We start from the raw sequence: 24,299 nt of genomic DNA, 5'->3' as shown, positions 1-24,299 counted from the left end.
AACTTTACAGGGCGTATAAGATTTCTCTTCCGCGCCACCGAATGAGACTCCTGCTGCTTCATCGAAATGACATGCGTTAAAAAAAACTTTAACTTAGCTATCATGGATACCTTTTAACCTGGCACAATTTAAATACATGAAAATAAAACAACTATATCTTGCAGCCCTGACCTTATTAAGTGCTGCAACATTCACTCAGCCAGCCGGGGCGCAGCTCCTAAAGGAAAAAGAGCAATTCACCCATGCCGATTCGCTGCGTGGAATGCTTACGCCTTTGCGTACCTGTTATGATATCAATTACTATCACCTTGACGTTAAGATTGATATCGATAAAAAGTTTATCAGCGGCAGCAATCAGTTTAAATTCACCGCCACACAGGATTTCAATAAACTCCAGTTCGACCTGTTTGCTAACCTTAACATTGCTAAAGTTGTTTATAAGGGGAAAGAACTTGCCTATACCCGCGATGGCAACGCTGTATTCCTCAACTTTCCGCAAACCATAAGCAAAGGCAGTAAGGATGAATTTACTGTTTATTATTCAGGCAATCCAACTATAGCTAAAAACGCTCCCTGGGATGGCGGGCTGGTATTTAAAAAAGATTCATTAGGCAAACCCTTTGTAGCAACCGCCTGCGAAGGGATTGGCGCCAGTATCTGGTGGCCCAATAAAGATCAGCTGGCCGATGAGGTGGACAGCATGATGATCAGCATCAGTGTGCCAAAAGGTTTGAAAGATGTATCCAACGGTCGCCTGCGTAAAGTAACTCCGCTTAAGGATGGGTACACCCGGTTTGATTGGTTTGTGGCCAACCCGATCAATAATTACGATGTTGCTGCCAACATTGCCGATTATACTCATTTTGAAGATACCTATATGGGCGAAAAAGGCAAGCTTACGCTTGATTATTGGGTTTTGCCAACCAGTCTGGAAAAAGCAAAAAAACAATTTGCCGCCAATGTCAAGCCTATGTTGAAAGCCTTTGAGCACTGGTTTGGCCCCTACCCCTTTTATGAAGATGGCTATAAACTGGTTGAAACCCCACACCTGGGCATGGAGCACCAGGGAGCTGTAGCCTATGGCAATCACTTCATGAATGGTTATATGGGTTATGATTTATCGGGTACAGGCTGGGGCAGCAAATGGGATTATATCATCGTTCACGAAAGCGGGCACGAATGGTTTGGCAACAATATAACTGATAAAGACCTTGCCGATATGTGGATCCACGAAAGCTTTACCTGTTATTCTGAATCTCTTTTTGTAGAGGATAACTGGGGCAAAAAAGCCGGACAGGAATATAACTACGGTTTAAGGCTTACTATTAATAATGACGGCCCTATAGTTGGCGTTTACAATGTAAACAAAGAAGGCTCGGGCGATATGTACTCTAAAGGTGCTGTTTTCCTGAACATGATCCGCACTATTATTAATGATGATGAAAAATGGCGCGGCATCCTGCGCGGCCTTAACAAAACCTTTTATCATAAAACGGTTACTTATGACGATGTGGTAGGCTTCATCAACCAACAATCGGGCATGGATCTTTCGGCAGTTTTTGATCAGTACCTGCATTACCGCAGCCTTCCGGTGCTTGAATTTACCAGCCATGAAAACAAGCTTTACTGCCGCTGGATAGCCGAAGCCAAAGATTTCAATATGCCCATCAGGGTACGTGTAAAGGGCGGCGAATACAAATTCATCACCCCAACAAAACAAATGAGCCCGGTTGAAATTGCAGGCGCCACCAAAGACAATATTGAAATTGATTATTTAAACTACTACGTGGGTGCGCTCATGGATTAATCCCCAATATAAATGAAAAATAAGTTTTTTAATATTTTTGCTGTCGCTTTAGGCCTTACCATAGTCGGCATAGCACCAAGCCAGGCGCAATTAGGCACCAACAGGCAAACATTTACCCGTGCCGATTCGCTTCGGGGCAGCTTAACGCCGCTGCGCACCTGTTATGATATTAACTATTATCACCTGGATGTGAAGTTTGATATCGACAAAAAATTCATCAGCGGCAGCAACCTGTTCAAATTCACGGCTACTCAAAATTTCACCAAACTTCAGTTTGATCTGTTTTCCAATTTAAAAGTAGAGAAAGTGGTGTATGAGGGCACCGAAATCCCCTTTACACGCGAGTTTAATGCGGTGTTTGTTACCTTCTCAAAAACCATAAAAAAAGGCAGCAAGGACGAGTTTACCGTTTATTATTCGGGCAACCCAACTATTGCCAAACGTGCGCCATGGGATGGAGGGGTGGTTTATACTACAGATTCGCTTGGTAAACCGTGGATAGCAACAGCCTGCCAGGGTATCGGCGCCAGCATTTGGTGGCCTACAAAAGATCATCAGTACGATGAGGTAGACAGCGTCCTGATCAGTATCAGCGCACCTAATGGTTTAAAAGATGTATCCAACGGCAGATTACGCAAAGTAACCGACTTAAATAACGGTTATACCCGCTTCGATTGGTTTGTGGCTAACCCTATCAACAATTATGACATAGAAGCCAACATTGGCGACTATGCCCACTTTGAAGGTACTTACCAGGGCGAAAAAGGCCCGTTAACGATGGACTACTGGCCATTAAGTTACAATATTGACAAAGCCAAAAAACAATGGGAGCTTGATGCGCCGCGAATGCTTAAATCATTCGAATACTGGTTTGGCCCCTATCCTTTTTATGAAGACGGCTATAAACTGGTTGAAACGCCACACCTGGGTATGGAACACCAAAGCGGTACCGCTTATGGCAACCACTATAAAAACGGTTATCTCGGTCGCGACCTTTCAGGTACCGGCTGGGGCCTAAAATGGGATTTCATCGTGGTACACGAAAGCGGTCATGAATGGTTCGGCAATAACATCACCTCAAAAGATGTTGCCGATATGTGGATCCACGAAAGTTTTACTAATTATTCCGAATCGCTTTTCATTGAAACCTATTACGGTAAACAAGCCGGGCAGGAATACGTGAACGGAACCCGTAAAAATATCCGTAACGATAAACCTATTGTTGGCCCCTACGGTGTAAATATGGAAGGATCGGGCGATATGTATTACAAAGGCGGCAATCTGTTAAATATGGTGCGCACTATCATTAACAACGATGATAAATGGCGTAGCATCCTCCGCGGGCTTAACAAAACCTTCTACCATAAAACAGTTACTTATGATGATGTTGTAGGCTATATCTGCAAACAGGCAGGCATGAACCTGGCGCCTGTGTTTGACCAGTACCTGCATTATAAAGATATTCCAACCCTGCAGTTTGTAACTAAAGACGGCAAGCTTTATTCCAAGTGGATTGCCAATGCCGAAGGTTTCAACATGCCGGTAAAGGTGCGTGTAAAAGGCGGCGGTTATATATTTATTAAACCAACCACACAGTTTACCCCTGTAAAAATTGACGGTATTACGAAGGACAATGTGGAGGTGGATACTTTCAATTATTATATTAAGGTTGATTAATGGTTGATTAGGTGAGTGGTTTATTGGGTGAATGGTTTAGCCCAATAGAATTCAGACTTACGAAGTTTTAGAAACTTCGTAAGTCTTGCTTTTTATAAGGTGAGAAAGTTATCCCCCAAACCAACCACTCACTCAATCAACCACTCACCCCCTCCCTCCACAAAAAAATCAAATCACGTGCAACTTTCCTCCCCCTGCCTGCGTCTAATTTGAAAACGAAACTAAAACAACCGTCATGAAATCGATCTCAAAAATATTATTAGCTGTAGCATTGGCAGCAGGAACAACTGGTTACAGCACTGCAAAACCATCGCACCCAATTGTTAAACATGCCGATCAAACCACACAAGACCGCCATTTATCTGGCTTCAGCGCTATTGACCTGGCAGGCTCTTTTGATGTTTACTTTACACAGGGCTCAAACGAATCAGTAAAAGTTGAAGCCCCTTCAGATGTTATTGACAAGATCATTACCGAAGTGCAGGGCGGCGTATTGAAGATCTACAGTAAAAAAGGCACCAACTGGGATAACTGGAGCTTTGGCCGCAGCCGTAAAATGATTGTACATGTCGTAGGTAAAGATATGACCAGCATTAACGTTGCCGGCTCCGGCGATGTTTATTTTAAAGAAGGCATCACCACCACGTCATTAAAATTAAAAGTTGTTGGCTCGGGCGATATGCTGGGCAAAGTGAATGCTAAAAACCTGGACAGCAGCATTTCAGGCTCTGGTGATATGAAACTTTCGGGCCGTGCCGATAATTCAAGGGTGAATGTGGTAGGCTCCGGTGATTTTACCGCCCGCGACCTGATCACCATTAACACCGAAGTGCATATAGCCGGTTCGGGCGATGCCACCATCAACGCCAGCAACAAAATTGAAGCATCTGTAAGCGGCTCAGGCGACGTGCATTATACCGGCGGTGCTAAAAATATTTCAAGCTCAAAAGCAGGTAGCGGAGATATTGAAAGGATATAAGAGCCCTGCCTAAGATAGGAACCTATTAACATATATTGCAGCGTCATTATAAGGTACGAAGACAACCGACCGAAGGGAGCTCATTAATACCTATAGAAAACAAATTATAGTTATTAATAATCCCCGATTTGCAGGTTCGCCCGGTATAGTTCGCGATTGTTTCGTACCTTATAATGACATAATAATAAGTTGTTGATTATTAAGTATGTTTATTGAGCCTGTTTTATAACATGGGCGTTGCCTGCGGCCCGGGCTTTCCGTTACAAGTCCTCGCTTTTCCCGCCCGCAATCCCTCTACACGCTGTGGGCTTTACACTGCAATCCCTCCTATGTTTACATCTAATATTATTGTAATGATTTTATGAGTGAAAAGAATGAGAGCACAGCAATCCCAAACAGCCTTGAGCATGTTGAGCGTTAGATATAGCCTCACTCCTTTACTTTTTTGAGTTTGAACAGAATGTAAGGAATACGACCAGGCAGTATATCCAGGATAACCAACAGGAGGAAAAACGAAGAAAGGTTTTCACTTATAACAGTTAAAAACTTTGATCAATGGCAAGCAGATTATTAAAACAAGTAGTAGGTATTGATGTGGCTCAAAAAGAGCTGGTGGTTTCTATCGGCAAGATGGATGAGCAGGCAGTTATAACAGTTTATGCGAACAAGATTTTTCCAAACAATGAAAAAGGATTTGCAAACCTGGAAGTATGGATAAACAAGCAAAGCATCCCCCAATATCCATTAAGATATGTAATGGAGGCCACAGGTGTATACCACGAGCGCCTTGCTTATTATCTGGCCGGCAAAGGGTATGCTGTAAGTATTGTCATGCCCAACAAGATCTCGAACTTCTTCAAGACACTGGAGATCAAAACAATTACCGATAAATCAATGTCTTTTGCCATAGCCATGTTCGGACTTGAAAAGAAACTGGATAACTGGGTACAACCCAAAAGGGTGTTCAGGACTCTGCGGCAGATAACCCGTGAAAGAGAACAACTTATTGCAGAAAGAACCATGATCAAGAACCAGCTACATGCTGAACAGTCCGAAGCTTTTCCGGGGGAAGATACTATCCGCAGAATGATGGACAGGATAAAGATGATTGGTGAACAACTTAAAGAAATACTTACTGAGATTAGAACAGCTGTAGCACAGGACAAACATTTAAAACAAACACTGGCTACCATTACCACTATTCCTGGAGTCGGCTTATTAACGGCCACTGTGATCATAGCCGAAACAAACGGCTTTGAGCTGATCAGGAGTAAAAAGCAGCTGACCAGTTACGCCGGGCTGGATGTCAGGGAAAAAGAATCCGGCTCATCCGTTAAGGGCAAACCCAAGATATCTAAAAGGGGGAACAAGCATTTACGAAAAGCCATGCACTTACCTGCATTAGCGGCCATAAGACATTCAGAAAGATATAAAGCTATATTTGTCCGGATCGTATCCCGAAATAGCGTGAAAATGAAAGCTACTGTAGCAGTACAAAGAAAATTATTGGAGATGGTATACACTATATACAAAACCAACAAACCATTCGAAAAACACTACCTTCAACAGAATGCACACATATCCGAAAATAGTTAGAGCAGTCGCTTCAATTGAAGGACTGCCCTAAACAGGCTAACATAAAGCTGCCTAAGACTCAAAAATAAAAAATAACTTTTGCATATCAACACAGAATCTAACGCGGCCCACGCGCAACTCCGCTAAAATAGTATTTTTCATGTCATCACTTTTTTTTCAGGGCTTCCCTGATGGTTACTTGCAATGACACTTTTTATTTTACAGTATTTGTGAAGCTAATTTAGTTCGCTTCTTATTATCTTTATCTAAGATAATCACCTCCACCATTCCTATCGCTAACCATGAAAAAGCTATTCTTCATCCTGATTGCTGCCTGCTTTTGCGCATGCAACAATCCGTCAAAACCAGGGGCGGATACCGCAGCTGAATCATCAAACACTCCCTACGAAATAAAAACCGGCGGTAACAAGCTCATTAAAGTTGCTGGTAAATATAACGTATGGACGAAAAAAGTTGGCGACGGTAAAATAAAAGTGCTGCTACTGCATGGCGGTCCGGGTTTTTCACACAACTATATGGAATGCTTTGAAGATTTTTTGCCGAAGGAGGGCATTGAGTTTTATTATTATGATCAGCTTGGCTGTGGGAATTCGGATGCTCCTGCTGATACCTCATTATGGAACATTCCACGTTATGTTGAAGAGGTTGAAGAAGTGCGTAAAGGATTAGGGCTTGATAATTTTTACATACTCGGACATTCATGGGGCGGTATGCTGGCTATGGAATACCTGCACAAATACCAGTCGCACGTTAAGGGGGCGGTATTATCAAACATGACAGCCGGTATTAAAGGCTATGTTGCCTATGCCGCTGAGTTGAAGAAGAAGTTTTTTTCGCCGCGTGATATCGCTGTATTTGATTCGTTAGACAGACTTAAACAATACGACTCGCCTCAATACAACGACCTGTTGATGAATAAACTGTATACCCAGGTGATCTGCAGGCTTCCATTAGAGAGCTGGCCCGAACCTTTATGGCGTGCCTTTAAAAAAGCTAACCATACCATATACATACAAATGCAGGGCGTTGACGAATTTCATGTAACCGGCAATTTTAAAGGATGGGAATTTTGGGACAAACTCCCGGATATAAAAACGCCTACCTTTGTTTTAGGCGGCGTACATGATGAAATGAACCCCGAAGACATGAAAAAGGAAGGTCGCCTGTTACCCAACAGCCGCACTTACCTGTGCCCTAACGGCAGTCACATGAGTATGTATGATGATCAGCAAAATTATTTCAAAAATCTCATTGCCTTTTTAAAAGATGTTGACGCGGGCACATTCACTGCCGATAAAAAGTAGCACACCAATTATTAATCTTATATAACCACCACACACTTAATCATGAAAAAGTTATTTACCTGTATCATCACGATGATGATCTTTACTGCGGTAAATGTTTATGCGCAGTTAACACCACAACCCAGTTCAACACAAAGTGTTGTGCAGGATTTCGGCCTCGGGAAAATCAGTCTGGTTTACTCCCGTCCGGATGTAAGAGGCCGTAAAATATTTGGAGGCATGGAACCTTACGGAAAAGTTTGGCGCACGGGGGCCAATTCGGCCACGGTGATTAAATTTACCGACGAGGTAAGTATGGAGGGCAACAAGATCCCGGCGGGCGAGTATGGTCTGTTCAGCATCCCCGGCGAAAACGAGTGGACTATCATCCTCACCAAACAACCTAAACAATGGGGCGCGTATAACTATAAAGAAGCTGATGATTTTTTGCGTTTTAAAGTAAAAACAGAACACCTTAAGGCATTAACAGAAACTATGACCCTCGCGTTCAGCAATGTAGCGGCAACTACCTGCGATTTGCAGATGATGTGGGAGCATAGCGGCTTCACCATCCACATGACCACCGATATCGATGCCAAGGTGATGGCCCGAATTGACTCGGCCATGAATACCGATAAAAAGCCATACTATGAAGCTTTGATCTATTACTACAACAATAATAAAGATATGGACAAGGCCTTAGCCTGGGCTACCGAATTGGAAAAAGACAAGAACTTTCCGCCATTTGTGCCTAAACTATGGAAAGCCCGGATCTTATTGAAAAAAGGTGATAAAGCTGCAGCCATAGCAACAGCCCAGGAAGGTGTAAAAATGGCTACAGATATGAAGGCAGATGAATATGTACGTTTAAATAACGAACTAATAGCACAGGCGAAGAAGTAATGATTAAAACACCAAAGTTTCCCCTCGAGTAATCGGATAAGTTGAACCCCTCTGGGGTTCAGGTAAGGGGTGGATGTTTTTCTACAAACCTTTTCCCTCTCTGGGGGATTTTTATAGTTTAATAAACAGGTATTAATTGAGATGTCTTTAAGGTGCACCAGAGGTGCAAAAGGGTTGTAGCGTAAATTACAGAAATATCCTTTGCACCAGAGGTGCAAAACAAAACGCCTTGCTGATCAATGACAAACCAATTTGTGGATTAACTAATCTTTAAGAGACCCAAAGGGGACAAAAAAGCCCTAATATCAGTATTACAAAAAATCCTTGTCAGCGATACTGACAAGGATTTTTCGTTTATTCTCTCCTTTGGAGAGGATTTAGGGCAGGTTAAAATCTCGTATAAAAAGCCAGCTGTGCTACGTGATTTACCACATAAGCATCGGCTTGTTTAATGTATTGATTAAGATAACCAGCTTCGGCATCAAATGATTTGCTAAAGCGGTAGCCAACTGCAACGTAAGCACGGTTTTGATCAAAGAAGTGTTTGTTTACTTTATTCTTATTTTGAACGTTTACAAAGGCCTCGTTTTGCAGGGCGAGGAAAGTACCTTCCGTAAATACATCCGAATCCGGTTTCATCGGGATCACCGCGCGGGCAAAATACCTGAAGCGCTGGGCAAAATAACGGTCGTTTCTATTGTCGGCGGTATTACCTAAAAAGCGCTGTTCCAACCTTAAACGGTGTGCCAGCTGTATGTGTTTGGTAAGCTTATGGGTATAGGTGTACTGCTGCCAAATGCGGTGCTCCGGACGAAAAGTTGTTTCGTTGCTGGGAGTACGGCCATAAGTGGCTATGTAGGCATAACCCAAAGCGCCCACCTTGTTTTTGGCAAAATAATAATTAGCCGAAGGGCGAAGCAGGATATGTTTAAGATAACTTACCTCATCGTGCGAGCGCAATTGCCCATCAAATGAATAGCCCCAATGTTCGGATAATTTTTGGCTGTGAAAAATAGCCGCCCAGCCCGAAAACTGGTTGTCTTGTGCCAGCAGCCTTGCAGGTGCCGCCAGCAGTAATACTGCAAAAATTAATAGTTGTTTTCTTAATTGCATGGTTGATATATATGTGTTATAAAGGTTAACATTTACTGTAGAGGCGCATTACATACATCTCTTTTTACGACAGAAATTTGCAGGATCTGTCATTCTATTTAAGGCAAAGACGCATGTAATGCGTCTCTATACATAACTTCACTAATCCTTAAACCTCACCAAAGTCTGTCGGCCCAGGTCAACCGTTACCCTGAAGGCTTCCTGGTTGCTGCTATAGCCCGGTGTTTGGTGCAGGCTTAATATAAATTGTCCTTTTACACGCTTGTATAAAAACGGCGTGTAAATAATATCAAGCCGATTATAGGTCTTCTTTTCAAAAAATGCATCACCATAAATAATATGGCTGCCCTGGCCTTTGTAAAATTCATCAAACAAGGCAAAACGTTTCCAGCTTAAATAGGCATTGGCTACAAAGCCGGCAGGTTTATGAAAACCATCAACACCCCTAACCCGCTCAAACGACATCATGCCGCCTGCCTCAATAGATAACGAATCTAAAATGGTTTTATGACTTAAATCTAAACCTAATCTTATTTGTCCGCCGCCATTGTCCTGGATATGGTCGTTTGGTAAAAGCACCTCGGCTCCTGCATCATGCATCAGCAAAAAATAGTGCGATACATAAAAGGGGCCTGTTAAGCTTGGCCGGTATTTGCCCGAAAAGCCGAACAGGAACTGTTCACGATCGGTAACGGTTTGGCGGCTTACCCAATCAATCCAGGCAGTTTCGGTAAAGTGGGCATTATGAAAACGAGTAAGCAAACCCTCAACATTAGGGCGGTAGTAGCGCAAAGTATCGTTCAGTAGAGCCCGCGGATAATCATCCAGCAAACCTTCGCGCGGGAAAGCACCGGCATTGAACAGCCAGTTTTTACCGGTAAAGCTGTAATAGGCAACGGGGTTAACTTTTAAAAAGTATGGTTTCGCACCAAACTCATGAATGCCGTTAACCCCTACAATAAAGTGGTTCACACTATCGATATTCAAGCCCAGGTCAAGCGCGGTACGCACACCCGAATAGGTGCGTGAGCGGGCAACAAAATCTTTGTACTCCCGGTTATCCATAAAACCCAAGCCATTAAAATGGATATCAAGGCTGCCCTGTGCAAGGGCTGCAGTGGTGGTTATGATCGAAAAAAAGACAAAAAGGTATATCCGTTTAAACATAGTCGATTTATTATTTTACTGTAATGTTGATGCTCTTGCTGTTACGTCCGCCAAAAAATGGTTCGGTACGCAATGAAAAAATGAGTTGATATCTGCCAGGCTGCTCCGGTGCTGTTACGCTAAATTTAAAATGAGTGCTTTCGCCCGGCTTTAGGGCAATGTTATGGAATGAATCATCTGCCTTTTGATTAGTGATCTGATCAGTCTTTTTAAAGAAACAGGCTTCAAAAAATACAGGGTGCTTTTGATTTTTATTACTGAAATCAATGGCGAATGGATAAGGATTTTTAACCGTAAGGTCGAAATCTATTTTTTGCCCCGGACTAACAGCTTCTTTGGGAGCAAGTGTTTCAAATTCAACCCGCTGATAGGTGCGTGTGTCATCAACCCAACCGCCATACCATTTACCGGCAAATACGTTAATGGAATCGGTTGTTACACCGGGCAACCAAACATCCAGTATATAATAAGTTTTTTTATGCTGAATGCTGTCTTCTATAGGCCAGATATCATACTGGGTACGGCGATAATGGCGTGAATCATAGGCAAGCCCACGGGTGGTGTTATTATAAAAATTGTATTTGGACGGATCCTGAAAACCTTCATAAAATATCACATAATTATTGCCTGCCTTTTTCTGGATCTGATGCGCCCAATCCTTAAAGCCGAAAAAGCTTTTCATGGCATCGATCTTTAGCAAGAACGGAGGCCCCCAGATAATACAGATACGAACAAGCAAAATCAGGCTGACGTTTATCACCGCCAAACGATTAAACCAAACAGGTTTGCCTCCCGGCCTGGCAAAACTGATAAGCACCAGCATGCTTAGCGGTACGTAAGCTATAAGCGTCCAATGGAGTTGTACCTCACCTTTAAAGGAGGTAAGAAAAAAGAATGCCAAAATACCTATGCTGTTTACGAGCAGGGTGCGGGTGAAAACATCTTGTAGCTTAGTTGTAAATCCTTTATAAAAAAGGAACCAGCCAATCAGCGGCCCGGCCATTATCAACTGCCCCAATGGATATAAATAGGTATTATCCAACTGGTAGTCATCGGCCGAACGTTCGCTAAGGTGATAGCTTATTGAAGGATAATCGTGGTTTACCTGCCACAGGATATGCGGTGCATACAAAGCCAGCGCCAGCAGCACAATTCCGTAAAAAGATCCTCGCTTAAGCAATTTTATATTAGATACAAGCGTGAAAGCAACCAACAAAATGCCATGATACTTGCTATACAGCAGGCAGGCTATCACCACGCCCAATATAATGGCCAATTTTAAGCTGTCCTCTTCAATATATTGCTGATAAAAATACAGGAACAGCACCGTGAAAAACAGCAAAGGAGCATCAGGTGTGGTGGTAAAGCCATAAATATGGAATACAAAGATGCCTGAAACCACCAGTATAAAGTTGATGGCATCAACCCTATAGCGCTTTAACATCATCCACATCAGGTATAAAGATGCGGTGGTGCTGATCACTGTAAAGAGCCTCGCTCCAAATTCATTATGTATGAGGCTGTAACCTGCTTTAATGAAAACGGCCACCATAGGCGGATGGTCATAATACCCCCAGTCTAAAAAGCGGGAATAAACCCAATAGTAGGCCTCATCCGCATGGATCTCCAGGGTAAATGCCTGTACGGCATTTAGCAAAGCCCACAACAGTAAAAAATAAATTATTGGCTTGTTATATTTTACCGGCGCGCTATTTAAAGAGGTATCCTGCATTAAAATGGATGAGTAAATGAATGGGCAAAGGTATGATAAAAGATATAAGCCATAAAACGTTGGCAGCGGCGATGTGATAATTTGACGAAAAACATACCACAATCTTCATAATTTAGCGCAGCTGGAAAGCCTTAACCCATCCAATATAAAATGAAACAAGAATTTGAGGTTATCAAAAAACCACGCCTGATGCTGTTAAACGTTGTTAAAGATCTTAGCCCCGAACAACTTAACCACATCCCCGCAGGTTTTAATAACAACCTGATCTGGAACCTGGCGCACCTTATTTCGGGTCAGCAAGGTATTTGCTATACGCGCGCAGGCGTACCTATTGTGGTTGATGATAAATACTATACCCCCTACCGTCCCGAAACAAAGCCGCAGAGCTTTATTAATGCTGATGACATAGCCGAAGTCAAAGAGCTGCTTATTTCAACCATTGATAAAATGGAGGAAGATTACCAAATGGGTATTTTCTCAAATTACCAACCGATGACCACCCGTTATGGTGTTACCTTGAGCAATATAGAAGAAGCAATCCGTTTTTTGCCATTTCATGATGGTTTGCATACCGGTTATATCATGGCTTTGAAAAGAGCGGTTTTGGAGGAGATGGGTAAGCTTGTTTAGTAAACAATTTTACTAAACGGGATCCCTACCGTTAACCCGATTGCTGTTTTATTGTAAGGCAGTCGGGTGTTTTTTAAGGAATTATTCATGTCCTGAAGCAAAAGCTGTGCTTCAAAATTTATGGCCGGGACTCCCTTTTTATCGATCAATACAATAGGGATGCCGATGATAGAGTTGAGCGCCTTATAAGTCCCCCATTTTTTTTCGATGCGGAAACTCACCCCCACATGTGAGGTTCCGGGGATATACACCAGTTTACCCACCGCAACCGGGGTTATAAAATTTTTATACTGGCCAATGTACCGGTCGCCTTTATTTATGGCGACCGTATTTGCTCCGTCTGTTCCCTGCGTCCCTGTTACATCAGCACTAAATAAGGAGCCGTTTTGTACCGCGTTATTCACAAAGCCTTTACCGGCAAAGGTTAAAAAGAACCGGCCCAGCTTAGGGCTTTCCCAAAAGCGGGTATGGCTTAAAAAAAGTTCGAGCGGGTAATTATAATGTTTGTTAACCGGCGCGTTAATGTCATTGCTTACCATAAATTTTTGAGGTATAACCGGAATATAAACGCCTGCCGTTGTCCAGTTATCGGTAACAAGATTAAAATTGGCTGTGTTAACCATCAGTTCCGACTGTTGTTCAGAAAACTGTTGCAAATAATCTGCCCGAAGCGTGACATAAAAAGTTTTCCGCAGCTTGCTTTTAACATCAGTTAAATCTTGCCCGGGCACTTCATCTTGTTTCAAAGCGTTAAGCGATTGTTCGAACTCTTCAACTTTTTTATTGATGCTTTGAACAAGTGTGTTTACCATCAAGGCCCGGGCGGCATCCATCTCCTTTTTGAAATCGCTATTCGCTGCATAGTAGGTCTTCGGTTTTCCCATCCATGTTTTCTGAATTGTAAAACCCAGTTGATTATCATAATACCTGTTAGCAGTTTTTGCCGAATATGCATTGGCAATATTTACCCTTGCCCCCACTACTACAAATGACCTTACCCAATCATCGCTATCAACCGGTTGGTGAAAATTGTGATTGATACTGATTGCCCCTTCCGCAGCATTAAGATTTACGTAGTTTTTATAGAGAGAAAGGTCTTCATTACCGGAGAGGTAAGAACTCACTTTATTTGACAGGAAAATGTTCATCGCTTTATTGGAGATGAGCATACCCTGTCCGTTACTAATAGGCCAATGAGTTACTTTACTGTTTATCGCTTTTATCTCATCGATGACCTGTCCTGTGGTTTGGGCTTTCAACTCCACTATGGTACAGCACGAAAACAGCAGGCCACATAATATTGCCCTCATCCCACCTAAATATGTCAGGCCAGCCCCCATTGCCGCGTAATTTGATTGGTAAAAACTTTTTGACAATCAGTATTGAGCAGGGCTTTTCGGGCGTTGATCCAGCGGGTAGCTGCATCGCCATACATTCGTTGGATGCGTTCGGGCGTAACCTCGTTAGCTTTACCCCAATGAAAAGTAAAGGGAATATTTTCATGCTCAAGCATCAGCCATACCTGGGTATAAAAGTTGTAGGCTTTGTCGGAGAGCGGCGCGTCCAGCTCCATAATACAGGTATGTTCAAACCGGGTAAAGCCCAATGTGGCTTTGGTTTGTTTAACAAACCTGAATGAAAATACACCGCTGAAAGGGCCGATATCTTTATTGATCTTCAACATCAAATCGGCAACCCTTGGCGAAAGTTCTGCCGGGAAACCGATGGCAGAGCTCAATAGTTTTCCTCTTAACGTAGTATTGCTAAAAATTTCGCCCAGCGTACCAAAATGAGGATCAGTATTAGTTGTCATGCTGGTATTTAACACCTTGGTAACTACAACCGGAACCAAAGCAGGTATGGCATCAGTAATAGTACCTATAAAACTGGCAGCATCATCTCCCGGGCCGATCCCCGCCGCGTTATCAACCGGGGGCTGATAGTTGGTACGATACGGGCGCTTATACATAGTGGTTACAAATGCGCCTTTGTCCAGATCGTACGGATTAAGTAACACCGAAAAATGACATGGGCGCTCGTTACTACATGGCAGCTTATCGGTATCGCTGAAATCAAGTGTTGCCATCATACCCTGAAGTTCGGCATCATAAGGTAACCGTTGCACATAAGTTTCTAACAAAAACAGGGGTTCTGTTTCCATTAGTACGCCGTGGATAATACCGAAGCTCCCAAAACTTACCAATGCGGCATTAAAAAGTTCATCATCCTGTACCAGCTCGGTTTGCAACAGATCCATAAACCGTTGCGCCACAACAGGAGCCGACGCCCTTTCCAGCCAGATATGCCTGTCAGGACTTACTACAATATGGAGCCCTACTACAAAATCTGGCGTGGCACCAAAATCAAACGCCGAGCCGTGAGTTCCTGTACTCACTGCACCAGCTATAGTTTGCCCATTACTGGCACCGGAAGTTTTGAGTGACAAGCCCCTGTTTTTCAAAAATGCGCCGAGCTCCCAGATACCGTTGCCACTTTGTGCAAAAAGCAGGTGGTCCTTGTTGCCTGTATAAGCCGGGTTAACCGCAGTATCGGCAACAGTAAACCTGGTGTTAAGGGGTTTTGTATCCAGCATTACACCATCTTTAACCGTTGCTATTTTTGTCCACGACCAGCCTGCGCCTAATGATCGTAATGGAGTATCGGTCTCAATAGCTTCTTTAATCAGGTTTTGAAGCCCTTTGGTAGCGTCATTATAACCTTCAAGGGCATCAAGATTGTCTTCATTGCCCAATTCATACAGATCTTTAATTTGCTCGGTAAAAGTTTCGTGCCGGTTTTCCCAACTGCTGACTCCTGTTTTAATAACTTTCATAGCCGCTTATTTGATTACACCATCTTTGGCGCAAGGTTTACCGCATTTCCACTCTACCCTTGCAGGGCTCCAGATACCTAAGGTTACAACAGTAAGCAAGGAATAACCGAAATTATTCTTCACCGTAACTTCGGCCATACCATTGGAGCCAAGGGAATCACATATAGGAGTAACGATTCGCTTGGGGCTTTGGATAGCCCCCCAAAAAAAGAAGTTTACATTCTGGTGCGATACCTCTGACCCAGCCTGCGCCTTTGTTTCGACACGGGCCGTGTAACAACTGCACAGCATTAATGAGATTAAAACAGCAGGGATACGCTTCCTGTAAAAATACAGGGGCCTGTTCAAACGTAATGGCAACATATTCTAAGTATTTGGGAAATTTCCTAAAATACAATAAAGTAAATCCAAATACTTGATTTTCAATCAAGTAAAAACACGTTTATTGAATACGTACTTTTACGTCATTTATTTGATTAATGAAAAGAAGGGGGCTTATCTTATTGATTTGTACAATCCCAGATGCTTTGGTTTGGTTAAAACGATATGCCATAAATGGTTTTTTCTTGAGCGGAAGGATGCAGCGCTGGCACTAAGATAGTAGCGCCACATGCGGTAAAAGGTATCACCATATTTAGCATTAAGCTGCGGCCAGCCTTGCTCAAATTTTTTACGCCACTCCATACAGGTTCGGTCGTAATATACGCCGAAGTTATGCCAATCTTCCAAAATAAATAAGCCCTGCCATGCTGTTGAGAGCTGTGCTGCCGATGGCAGCATACCATTCGGAAATATGTATTTTGCAATCCAGGGATCGGTAACTGTAGTTGAGTAATTACCGCCTATGGTATGAAGAAGGCAAATACCGTCATCTGCTAAATTTTCGTTTACCCTTTCCATAAAGATGCGATAATTACGATAGCCAACATGTTCAAGCATCCCGACAGAAACTATCCTGTCGAATTTTTCATGTACATCGCGATAATCCTGCACCCTGATCTCCACTGGTAAACCTTTGTTAATCTCCTTTGCAATAATGGCCTGCTCTTCCGAAAGAGTTACACCAATTCCTTTTACGCCATACTTTTCGGCTGCATATTGAAGAAGGCCGCCCCATCCGCAGCCTATATCAAGCAAGCTCATGCCGGGTTCCAATTTTAGTTTGCGGCAAATCAGATCAAGCTTAGCTTCCTGGGCCTCATCTAATGTTTGTGCAGTTTCCCAATAGGCACAGGAGTATATCATCCGCTTATCAAGCATCAACTCAAACAGATCGTTGCCAATATCATAATGCTTGTGTGCAACCTCCTTAGCCTTTGATTTGGTTTGCTGATTACCAAATTTTGCCTTGAGAAAGTATTTAAGCGTATTTAAGTCGCGTGGGATCATTTTATCAACCCGGTGATACTGGACGCGGAAAAAGAATTCGTCAAGCGCTTCACAATCCCACCAGCCTTCCATGTAAGCTTCCCCAAAACCCAGGGACCCTCCTGCCAGCACACGATCATACAATTTAGGATTGTGTACCTGTAAGTCCCATGAGTTATTGCCATTCACGGTAATACCACCTGAAGCAAACATATTTGTAACAATCTCTTTTGATGATCCCATAGCTTTTTCCGGTTTATGCGGTGATAAAGATATTCTTTTTGCGGAAAAACGGGAACAATTACTAACATAGTACAGCCACGGGTTACGCTGCGCTAAACCCGCGGCAGCTTTAGTAAACCCGCGGCAGCTTTACAAAAAAAGCCCCCTTACAGGAGGCTTTCTTATATATTCATTAAATCACTTTAAAGATTAGTATATAGTATAATCACGATTAAACTTCTTCCATGCTTTCGCCGGTTACCGTTTCTTTAATCTTATTTTCCAACTCTTCCTGTAGCTCTGGGTTATCAAGGATCAGTTGTTTAACAGCATCGCGGCCCTGGCCTAAACGGGTTTCACCATAACTGAACCATGAGCCTGCTTTTTTAATAATGTTGTATTCAACACCCAGGTCAATGATCTCACCGGCCTTTGAAATACCTTCGCCAAACATGATATCAAACTCAGCTACACGGAACGGAGGGGCAACTTTATTCTTAACAATCTTAACCTTTACGCGGTTACCGGAAACTTCATCGGTGTCTTTAATTTGGGAGATACGGCGTACATCCAAACGTACCGAAGCATAAAATTTCAATGCATTACCACCGGTAGTGGTTTCAGGGTTACCAAACATAACACCGATCTTATCGCGCAGCTGGTTAATAAAGATACAGCAGCATCCTGTTTTGCTGATAGTGCCGGTTAGCTTACGTAATGCCTGTGACATTAAACGTGCATGCAGGCCCATTTTTGAATCGCCCATTTCGCCTTCGATCTCGGCTTTAGGAACCAACGCCGCAACAGAGTCGATAACCAAAATATCAATAGCGCCCGAACGGATCAGGTTATCGGCAATTTCCAGTGCCTGTTCACCATTATCAGGCTGGGAGATCAGCAGGTTTTCAACATCCACGCCTAATTTCTTGGCATAAAAACGATCGAAAGCGTGCTCCGCATCAATAAAGGCGGCAATACCACCGTTCTTTTGCGATTCGGCAATGGCATGGATAGCCAAAGTTGTTTTACCTGACGATTCAGGTCCGTAGATCTCAATGATCCTTCCTTTAGGCAAACCGTTAACCCCCAAAGCAATATCAAGCCCCAATGAGCCGGTTGATATTACTTCAGTTTGTTCAACTACGGATTCGCCCAATTTCATGATGGTACCTTTACCGTATGATTTTTCCAGCTTATCTAACGTAAGCTGTAATGCCTTCAATTTATCAGCGCTATTTTTATCTATGTTAGCCATCGTATTAATTTCTTCAACAAATATAATTACATTTTTTAAAATTACTAATTTTTTTAGTAATTTATTTTTTAGCGAGTGGTTGATTGGAATGTATTAAGTAAATATAATAACTACTCACCAAGTCATCTATTCACTTAGTCAACTAATTATCCACACTTCTCTTCTTCAACTCCTTACCTATAATATTAAGGGCCTTTTTCTTTTTAGCTTCTTTGGCCTTCTTAAGTTTTGCAGCTTCAAGCCTTTGCAGCGCGGCTTCTGTATTATTGCGCTCATAATAGCGGCAAAACCACGTAAGCGGACAAATATCGCATTTAGGGCTGCGCGCCAAACAAATATACCGGCCGTGCAATATAAGCCAGTGATGTGCAACACCTATATATTCTTTAGGAATATTTTGGACCAGTTGCCTTTCAACCGCCAACGGAGTACGGGCATTATTAGTTAAGCCAATGCGGTTGGCCACCCTAAAAACATGCGTATCAACAGCCATGGCCGGTTCTTCAAAAATAACCGAAGCGATCACATTGGCTGTTTTGCGGCCTACACCCGGTAATTTTTGCAGATTTTCTATCCCCGAAGGTATTTCGCCGTTAAAAACTTCCACGAGCATTTTGCCCATGCCTACCAAATGTTTGGCTTTATTATTAGGGTAACTTACAGACCGGATATATGCAAAAACTTCGTCGGATGTTGCGGCAGCCAGGTCTTGCGGAGTAGGAAAACGCTCAAACAGTGCCGGCGTTACCTGGTTAATCCGTTTATCAGTACACTGTGCCGAAAGTATAACGGCCACCAATAATTGAAATGGATTATTATAGTTCAGCTCAGTAACCGGGTTAGGCTGGTTTTTAGAAAAATAATCAACAAAATGGCGATAGCGTTCGGCTTTTAACATTTTTAGTTCATGGTTGATAGTTCATGGATCATGGTTCAAGCACCCAGCTTAACGCAATGGCGATCCTGTCCAAAAGTATAGATATTCACAACAATAAAAAACCATGAACTATGATCCATCAATCATAAGCCATCTTAAAATAGAAAGGTTCATAAATCACTTATTGGGTTTTGGTTTTTCGATTCGCATCGGTAACCTTTTCAACAATCATGATCTATGAACCAGTGGGGGAATCCGCAATAAATACTAACGTAAGCTTTTTGAATAATCCAGGATCTGGTGTATAGTTTGCACTTTAGGTTTCCTGATCAGCAGGTCCAAATCAGCACGAATTGAATTGTAAAAAATCACTTCGTCGGCGTCCAGATTTTCTTGTGCATTCCTGTTCATTTCAGCTTCGTTAGCTAATGCATTTAACGTTTTTGTAAAGGTTTCATCCATAAGCTTATTTTACTATAATTTTTATATGGTTTATAACGGTGGCTTAAAGATAATATTTTGTTAAATGAAAATTAAATGAAATTTTTATTTAAAGAAATTAGCTGCCAGAAGCTATGAATTACGTTATTGCAACAGTAAATAACTTTATATCAGCAACTAATGAAACAATATCAGAATTTTACACAAAAAATAAGGTTAGAATATTATTATCCGGTTTAACCTAAACAATAATATCCTAACCTTTTATCGCTAAACTCTTATACTAAAAAGCTAATTTTTCAGGCTAAGCTCCTTGCTCTGCATCATTTTGCGGAGGTTATTAAGGGCATAGCGCATACGGCCAAGGGCGGTATTGATACTAACATCGGTAATATCGGCAATCTCTTTAAAACTCATATCGCCAAAGTGGCGCATAATAAGCACCTCCTTTTGTTCGGATGGAAGCAGCTGGATCAGTGCTTTAAGATCTTTATGGGTTTGATCCCTAACCATCTTGTCCTCGGTACTTTCGTCATAATTACCAAGCACTTCAAAAATATCGAAATCATCGCCATTGCTGATCATAGGCGCACGTTTTTCACGGCGAAAATGGTCAATCACCAGGTTATGTGCAATTCGGGTTACCCAGGGCAAAAATTTACCTTCTTCATTATATTTACCGGCTTTAAGGGTGTTAATCACCTTTATAAATGCATCCTGAAAAATATCTTCGGCAAGGTATTCGTCTTTTACCAGCAAGTAAATAGAAGTATATATTTTTGATTGGTAACGCCTTATCAATTCTACTAAACCGGCTTCGTCGCCGGCTACATATAGATGGATTAGATCCTGATCACTCTTCAATTGAAAATCCATAGAAAGTACTACTTAAAACTTAATTTTTAGTTAAAACCTTTTAAAGTAAAGTATATTCTATAGCGTGCTCCTTAGGGGTTAAAGATTTGTTCGCTCAAATAAAATAAATTATTGGCAAAAAAACAAATAAAATTTTTTTTTTTGCGTCTTACTTTACTATTAATCGGCATAATTACCTGTAAAACCATCATTTATTTGGTACGCTTCCGTTAGACTTATTTTTAATACCGAAGGTTTAATCATTCGCCAAAATAAATTTTTTAAAAAGTAGTTGTTAAAACAACATTAAGTTTTAAAAAGTCAGCAAACTGTAAACTCCAATATTTCACGTAGTTTAATCCAATAAACAATCAAAACTCATTTGGATTCTGCTAAATTTTTTAGGATTTTTGCATTCGCAAAAAGTTCATGGTTAATAGATCATGGTTCATGGTATAAATTTTGCCACTAACCTGCAAAGCATACTACTATGATCCATCAACCATCAACTATGAACTAATTCAATAGAATGAGTAAAGAAGCAGAAAAAGATCCGCAAAAGCATATTATTATAAAAGGCGCAAGGGTGCACAACCTTAAAAACCTTGATGTGGCTATTCCCAAAAACAAACTGGTGGTAGTTACCGGCATGTCGGGTTCGGGCAAATCATCACTCGCTTTCGATACTTTGTACGCCGAAGGCCAGCGCCGCTATGTGGAAAGCCTTTCATCATACGCCCGCCAGTTTTTGGGCCGAATGAACAAGCCCGATGTTGATTATATTAAAGGCATTGCACCGGCCATAGCTATTGAGCAAAAGGTAATTACCTCAAACCCACGTTCAACTGTTGGTACATCAACCGAGATCTACGATTATTTAAAACTGCTTTTTTCACGTATCGGTAAAACGATATCGCCCATATCAGGCAATATCGTAAAAAAAGACTCAGTGACCGATGTGGTTAACTTTGTGCTTTCATTGCCTAACGAAACCCAGGTAACCATTCTTGCTCCATTGCACCCGCACAACAACCGGAGCCTTAAAGAAGAGCTTGCAGTATTGATGCAAAAAGGTTTTGTTCGTGTTGAATACAATGGCAAACTTTCGCGTATCGAATCTTTATTAGAGGATGAAACAGTAGAGAACGTTCCTTTAATGGCGGCTGAACCAACAGTCGAGATCAAAAAAACAAAGACAAAAAAAGCCGCTGCAGAAACTACCGAAATTGATGAGCAAATTGCAGTACGCATAGTTGTTGACCGCGTTACCAAAAATGAGGAAGACGAAACTATTAGCCGCTTAGGCGACTCCATACAGACTGCCTTTTTTGAAGGCAAGGGCGATTGTTTTGTTCGCTTCCAGGAACCTGACAACGATACCGAGCATGAGCGCTTTTTTTGCGACCGTTTTGAGTTAGACGGATTGAAATTTGAAGAACCTACGCCAAACTTCTTCAGCTTTAATAATCCGTATGGCGCTTGTAAAAAATGCGAAGGTTACGGCAAGGTGATCGGTATTGATGAAGACCTGGTTATCCCGGATAAAAGCAAATCTATTTATGAGGGGGCCATTGCCCCGTGGCGCGGCGAAAAGATGCGCGAATGGAACGATGCGCTGGTAAGACATGCCTTAAAGTTCGACTTCCCTATCCACCGTCAATATAATCAGCTAACCGAAAAAGAGCAGCGCCTGCTCTGGACCGGCAATAAGTTTTTCCGTGGCCTTGACGAGTTTTTCAAGGAAATGGAAGAACAAACGTATAAGATCCAGTACCGTGTTTTGCTGTCGCGATACAGGGGCAAAACCACCTGCCCGGAATGTAAGGGCAGCCGATTACGAATGGATGCCTCTTACGTAAAGATCAATGAAAAGTCGATAACCGATGTGGTACTGATGCCGCTGGATAAAGCCTTTGAATTTTTTAAATCGCTTGAACTCAGTGAAACTGAGGCCAAAATCGGCAAACGCTTGCTGATGGAAATAACCAACCGCCTCGGCTTTTTAAATGATGTGGGCTTGAGTTATTTAACGCTCAATCGTTTATCAAATACATTATCAGGTGGTGAGTCGCAGCGAATCAACCTCGCTACGTCATTGGGCAGCAGCCTGGTAGGTTCAGTGTATGTTTTGGATGAGCCGAGCATCGGTTTGCATCCGCGTGATACCCAAAGGCTGATCAGCGTATTAAAATCCCTCCGCGATGTGGGTAACACCGTATTGGTTGTTGAGCACGAGGAAGAGATCATGAAAGCTGCCGATCACATTATTGATATTGGTCCGGAGGCCGGTACCCATGGCGGAGAGCTGATCTTTACCGGTACTTATAACGAAATTATAAAAGACGATAAAAGCCTCACCGGCAAATACCTGAGCGGCAGGGAAGAAATAGCTATCCCCGCAAGCCGCCGCAAATGGCACGATTTTATCGAAATAAAAGGCGCGCGCGAAAACAACCTGAAACACGTTACCGCCAAATTTCCGTTAGGCGTGCTTACTGTTGTTACCGGCGTATCCGGCTCGGGCAAAACCAGTTTGGTAAAACGCATCCTTGCCCCCGCTGTTCAAAAGGCATTGGGCAATTATTCGGGTGAACAAACAGGCTCATATGATGCTATTGATGGCGATTACAGCAAAATTGAACAGGTTGAACTGGTTGACCAAAACCCGATAGGCCGTTCATCGCGCTCAAACCCGGTTACTTATGTTAAAGCCTGGGATGAAATCCGAAACCTGTATGCTGCTCAGCCGGCAGCAAAAGCCGCCGGGCTAAAACCTTCGGCATTTTCATTTAATGTTGAGGGAGGCCGCTGCGATGTTTGCCAGGGCGAAGGTGAGGTTAAGATAGAGATGCAGTTTATGGCAGATATCTTTCTTACCTGCGAAACCTGCGGGGGCCATCGTTTTAAGCAGCATATTTTAGATATCCAATACAAAGAAAAAAACGTATCGGAGATCCTGAACATGACCATAGATGAGGCAGTTGAGTTTTTTGCCAAAGAGCCAAAGATCATCGCCAAAATAAAACCGCTGGTTGATGTTGGTTTGGGATATGTTCAGTTAGGGCAGTCGTCAAATACCTTATCAGGTGGTGAGGCTCAGCGTATTAAACTTGCTTCATTCCTGGTGAAAGGCAACAACACCAATAAAACATTGTTTATTTTTGACGAACCTACCACCGGTTTGCATTTTGCTGATATTAAAAAACTGCTGAAATCGTTTGATGCCCTGCTTGATCATGGCAATACCATCATTGTTATTGAGCATAACATGGATGTGATCAAATGTGCCGACTGGGTTATCGATATTGGCCCGGAAGGCGGCGACCGCGGTGGTAAAGTAGTATTTGAGGGCGTTCCTGAAGACCTTCTAAAACAAAAAGACAGCTATACGGGCAAGTTTTTAAAAGAGCGGTTTTAATTTAAAGTGCCCGTGTAATAAAACGGGCACTTTAAAATTTGCTTTATAAACATATTCCTACTTTAGGCCTTTCTCAACAAATGCAGGAATTGGCTTGAAAATCCTGGCCCAACTCTTTGAATATCAGCCTTGGTATTCCAAAC

Annotated in this window: 19 protein-coding genes; 8 read left to right on the top strand and 11 right to left on the bottom strand. The window is 42.4% G+C overall.

The window, feature by feature from the left end; genetic code table 11:
* Window positions 1-136: 136 nt before the first annotated feature.
* The 6 genes from ACEN82_RS00690 to ACEN82_RS00665 all read left to right on the top strand — a co-directional run bounded on the left by ACEN82_RS00690 (window position 137) and on the right by ACEN82_RS00665 (window position 8,245).
* Window positions 137-1,807, top strand: a complete 1,671-nt coding sequence (locus ACEN82_RS00690; RefSeq protein WP_090534436.1) for a M1 family metallopeptidase — start codon at window positions 137-139, stop codon at window positions 1,805-1,807.
* A 12-nt stretch (window positions 1,808-1,819) separates the two neighbouring features.
* On the top strand, window positions 1,820-3,484 hold the full coding sequence (locus ACEN82_RS00685; RefSeq protein ID WP_413319586.1) for a M1 family metallopeptidase: 1,665 nt from the start codon (window positions 1,820-1,822) through the stop codon (window positions 3,482-3,484).
* A gap of 235 nt (window positions 3,485-3,719) precedes the next feature.
* Entirely contained in the window at window positions 3,720-4,463 is a 744-nt protein-coding gene (locus tag ACEN82_RS00680; RefSeq protein ID WP_413319588.1) for a head GIN domain-containing protein, read from the top strand.
* 555 nt (window positions 4,464-5,018) lie between these two features.
* Window positions 5,019-6,059, top strand: coding sequence for an IS110 family RNA-guided transposase (locus ACEN82_RS00675; RefSeq protein WP_413323217.1), 1,041 nt, complete (start codon window positions 5,019-5,021; stop codon window positions 6,057-6,059).
* A 281-nt stretch (window positions 6,060-6,340) separates the two neighbouring features.
* A complete protein-coding gene (locus ACEN82_RS00670; RefSeq protein WP_413323036.1) occupies window positions 6,341-7,363 on the top strand; it encodes a proline iminopeptidase-family hydrolase in 1,023 nt (340 codons plus the stop codon).
* Window positions 7,364-7,405: 42 nt separating this feature from the next.
* Entirely contained in the window at window positions 7,406-8,245 is an 840-nt protein-coding gene (locus ACEN82_RS00665) for a DUF2911 domain-containing protein (RefSeq protein ID WP_495644057.1), read from the top strand.
* Between the two features lie 387 nt (window positions 8,246-8,632).
* Here ACEN82_RS00665 and ACEN82_RS00660 read toward each other — a convergent pair whose 3' ends face one another.
* The 3 genes from ACEN82_RS00660 to ACEN82_RS00650 form a co-directional block, all read right to left on the bottom strand.
* The gene (locus ACEN82_RS00660) at window positions 8,633-9,358 is read right to left on the bottom strand and encodes a DUF2490 domain-containing protein (RefSeq protein ID WP_413323039.1); all 726 of its coding nucleotides are present in this window, start codon (window positions 9,356-9,358) and stop codon (window positions 8,633-8,635) included.
* Window positions 9,359-9,499: 141 nt separating this feature from the next.
* Window positions 9,500-10,525, bottom strand: a complete 1,026-nt coding sequence (locus ACEN82_RS00655) for a lipid A deacylase (protein ID WP_090534425.1) — start codon at window positions 10,523-10,525, stop codon at window positions 9,500-9,502.
* 10 nt (window positions 10,526-10,535) lie between these two features.
* Window positions 10,536-12,257, bottom strand: coding sequence for an ArnT family glycosyltransferase (locus ACEN82_RS00650; RefSeq protein ID WP_413323040.1), 1,722 nt, complete (start codon window positions 12,255-12,257; stop codon window positions 10,536-10,538).
* 150 nt (window positions 12,258-12,407) lie between these two features.
* Between ACEN82_RS00650 and ACEN82_RS00645 the strand changes: the two genes are divergently transcribed.
* Entirely contained in the window at window positions 12,408-12,887 is a 480-nt protein-coding gene (locus ACEN82_RS00645) for a DinB family protein (RefSeq protein WP_413323041.1), read from the top strand.
* Here the strand turns inward: ACEN82_RS00645 and ACEN82_RS00640 are convergent.
* The 8 genes from ACEN82_RS00640 to ACEN82_RS00605 all read right to left on the bottom strand — a co-directional run bounded on the left by ACEN82_RS00640 (window position 12,884) and on the right by ACEN82_RS00605 (window position 20,759).
* Window positions 12,884-14,197, bottom strand: a complete 1,314-nt coding sequence (locus tag ACEN82_RS00640) for a hypothetical protein (protein WP_413323042.1) — start codon at window positions 14,195-14,197, stop codon at window positions 12,884-12,886. The genes ACEN82_RS00645 and ACEN82_RS00640 overlap by 4 nt on opposite strands.
* Before the next feature lie 14 nt (window positions 14,198-14,211).
* Window positions 14,212-15,720 (bottom strand): FAD-binding protein, encoded by a 1,509-nt coding sequence (locus ACEN82_RS00635; protein WP_413323043.1) that lies wholly within the window; start codon window positions 15,718-15,720, stop codon window positions 14,212-14,214.
* Window positions 15,721-15,726: 6 nt separating this feature from the next.
* The gene (locus ACEN82_RS00630) at window positions 15,727-16,083 is read right to left on the bottom strand and encodes a Bor/Iss family lipoprotein (protein WP_413323044.1); all 357 of its coding nucleotides are present in this window, start codon (window positions 16,081-16,083) and stop codon (window positions 15,727-15,729) included.
* Between the two features lie 132 nt (window positions 16,084-16,215).
* The gene (gene cfa, locus ACEN82_RS00625; protein ID WP_413323045.1) at window positions 16,216-17,331 is read right to left on the bottom strand and encodes a cyclopropane fatty acyl phospholipid synthase; all 1,116 of its coding nucleotides are present in this window, start codon (window positions 17,329-17,331) and stop codon (window positions 16,216-16,218) included.
* 211 nt (window positions 17,332-17,542) lie between these two features.
* Window positions 17,543-18,565 (bottom strand): recombinase RecA, encoded by a 1,023-nt coding sequence (gene recA / locus ACEN82_RS00620; protein WP_090534412.1) that lies wholly within the window; start codon window positions 18,563-18,565, stop codon window positions 17,543-17,545.
* Between the two features lie 142 nt (window positions 18,566-18,707).
* Window positions 18,708-19,463: an endonuclease III gene (gene nth / locus ACEN82_RS00615; RefSeq protein WP_413323046.1), complete on the bottom strand. Its 756-nt coding sequence runs from the start codon at window positions 19,461-19,463 to the stop codon at window positions 18,708-18,710.
* A gap of 246 nt (window positions 19,464-19,709) precedes the next feature.
* Window positions 19,710-19,904: a hypothetical protein gene (locus ACEN82_RS00610; protein WP_090534406.1), complete on the bottom strand. Its 195-nt coding sequence runs from the start codon at window positions 19,902-19,904 to the stop codon at window positions 19,710-19,712.
* Between the two features lie 270 nt (window positions 19,905-20,174).
* Window positions 20,175-20,759 carry an RNA polymerase sigma factor gene (locus tag ACEN82_RS00605; RefSeq protein ID WP_090534404.1) on the bottom strand — a complete coding sequence of 195 codons (585 nt, stop codon included), beginning with the start codon at window positions 20,757-20,759 and terminating at the stop codon, window positions 20,175-20,177.
* Window positions 20,760-21,267: 508 nt separating this feature from the next.
* On the opposite strand from ACEN82_RS00605, the gene uvrA reads away from it, so the two are divergent.
* Window positions 21,268-24,156 (top strand): excinuclease ABC subunit UvrA, encoded by a 2,889-nt coding sequence (gene uvrA, locus ACEN82_RS00600; RefSeq protein ID WP_413323159.1) that lies wholly within the window; start codon window positions 21,268-21,270, stop codon window positions 24,154-24,156.
* The last annotated feature ends 143 nt before the right edge of the window (window positions 24,157-24,299 follow it).

The organism is Mucilaginibacter sp. Mucisp73, assembly GCF_059491465.1.
This window is presented reverse-complemented; position numbering and strand designations above follow the sequence as displayed.

Excerpts from the sequence above, each read along its gene's own strand:
- uvrA (WP_413323159.1), top strand. The coding sequence starts at position 21,268 with ATGAGTAAAGAAGCAGAAAAAGATCCGCAAAAGCATATTATTATAAAA.
- ACEN82_RS00665 (WP_495644057.1), top strand. The coding sequence starts at position 7,406 with ATGAAAAAGTTATTTACCTGTATCATCACGATGATGATCTTTACTGCG.
- ACEN82_RS00685 (WP_413319586.1), top strand. The coding sequence starts at position 1,820 with ATGAAAAATAAGTTTTTTAATATTTTTGCTGTCGCTTTAGGCCTTACC.
- ACEN82_RS00680 (WP_413319588.1), top strand. The coding sequence starts at position 3,720 with ATGAAATCGATCTCAAAAATATTATTAGCTGTAGCATTGGCAGCAGGA.
- ACEN82_RS00640 (WP_413323042.1), bottom strand. The coding sequence starts at position 14,197 with ATGAGGGCAATATTATGTGGCCTGCTGTTTTCGTGCTGTACCATAGTG.
- ACEN82_RS00650 (WP_413323040.1), bottom strand. The coding sequence starts at position 12,257 with ATGCAGGATACCTCTTTAAATAGCGCGCCGGTAAAATATAACAAGCCA.
- nth (WP_413323046.1), bottom strand. The coding sequence starts at position 19,463 with ATGTTAAAAGCCGAACGCTATCGCCATTTTGTTGATTATTTTTCTAAA.
- ACEN82_RS00605 (WP_090534404.1), bottom strand. The coding sequence starts at position 20,759 with ATGGATTTTCAATTGAAGAGTGATCAGGATCTAATCCATCTATATGTA.
- ACEN82_RS00635 (WP_413323043.1), bottom strand. The coding sequence starts at position 15,720 with ATGAAAGTTATTAAAACAGGAGTCAGCAGTTGGGAAAACCGGCACGAA.
- ACEN82_RS00630 (WP_413323044.1), bottom strand. The coding sequence starts at position 16,083 with ATGTTGCCATTACGTTTGAACAGGCCCCTGTATTTTTACAGGAAGCGT.
- ACEN82_RS00670 (WP_413323036.1), top strand. The coding sequence starts at position 6,341 with ATGAAAAAGCTATTCTTCATCCTGATTGCTGCCTGCTTTTGCGCATGC.
- ACEN82_RS00660 (WP_413323039.1), bottom strand. The coding sequence starts at position 9,358 with ATGCAATTAAGAAAACAACTATTAATTTTTGCAGTATTACTGCTGGCG.
- ACEN82_RS00690 (WP_090534436.1), top strand. The coding sequence starts at position 137 with ATGAAAATAAAACAACTATATCTTGCAGCCCTGACCTTATTAAGTGCT.
- cfa (WP_413323045.1), bottom strand. The coding sequence starts at position 17,331 with ATGGGATCATCAAAAGAGATTGTTACAAATATGTTTGCTTCAGGTGGT.
- ACEN82_RS00655 (WP_090534425.1), bottom strand. The coding sequence starts at position 10,525 with ATGTTTAAACGGATATACCTTTTTGTCTTTTTTTCGATCATAACCACC.
- ACEN82_RS00610 (WP_090534406.1), bottom strand. The coding sequence starts at position 19,904 with ATGGATGAAACCTTTACAAAAACGTTAAATGCATTAGCTAACGAAGCT.
- ACEN82_RS00675 (WP_413323217.1), top strand. The coding sequence starts at position 5,019 with ATGGCAAGCAGATTATTAAAACAAGTAGTAGGTATTGATGTGGCTCAA.
- recA (WP_090534412.1), bottom strand. The coding sequence starts at position 18,565 with ATGGCTAACATAGATAAAAATAGCGCTGATAAATTGAAGGCATTACAG.
- ACEN82_RS00645 (WP_413323041.1), top strand. The coding sequence starts at position 12,408 with ATGAAACAAGAATTTGAGGTTATCAAAAAACCACGCCTGATGCTGTTA.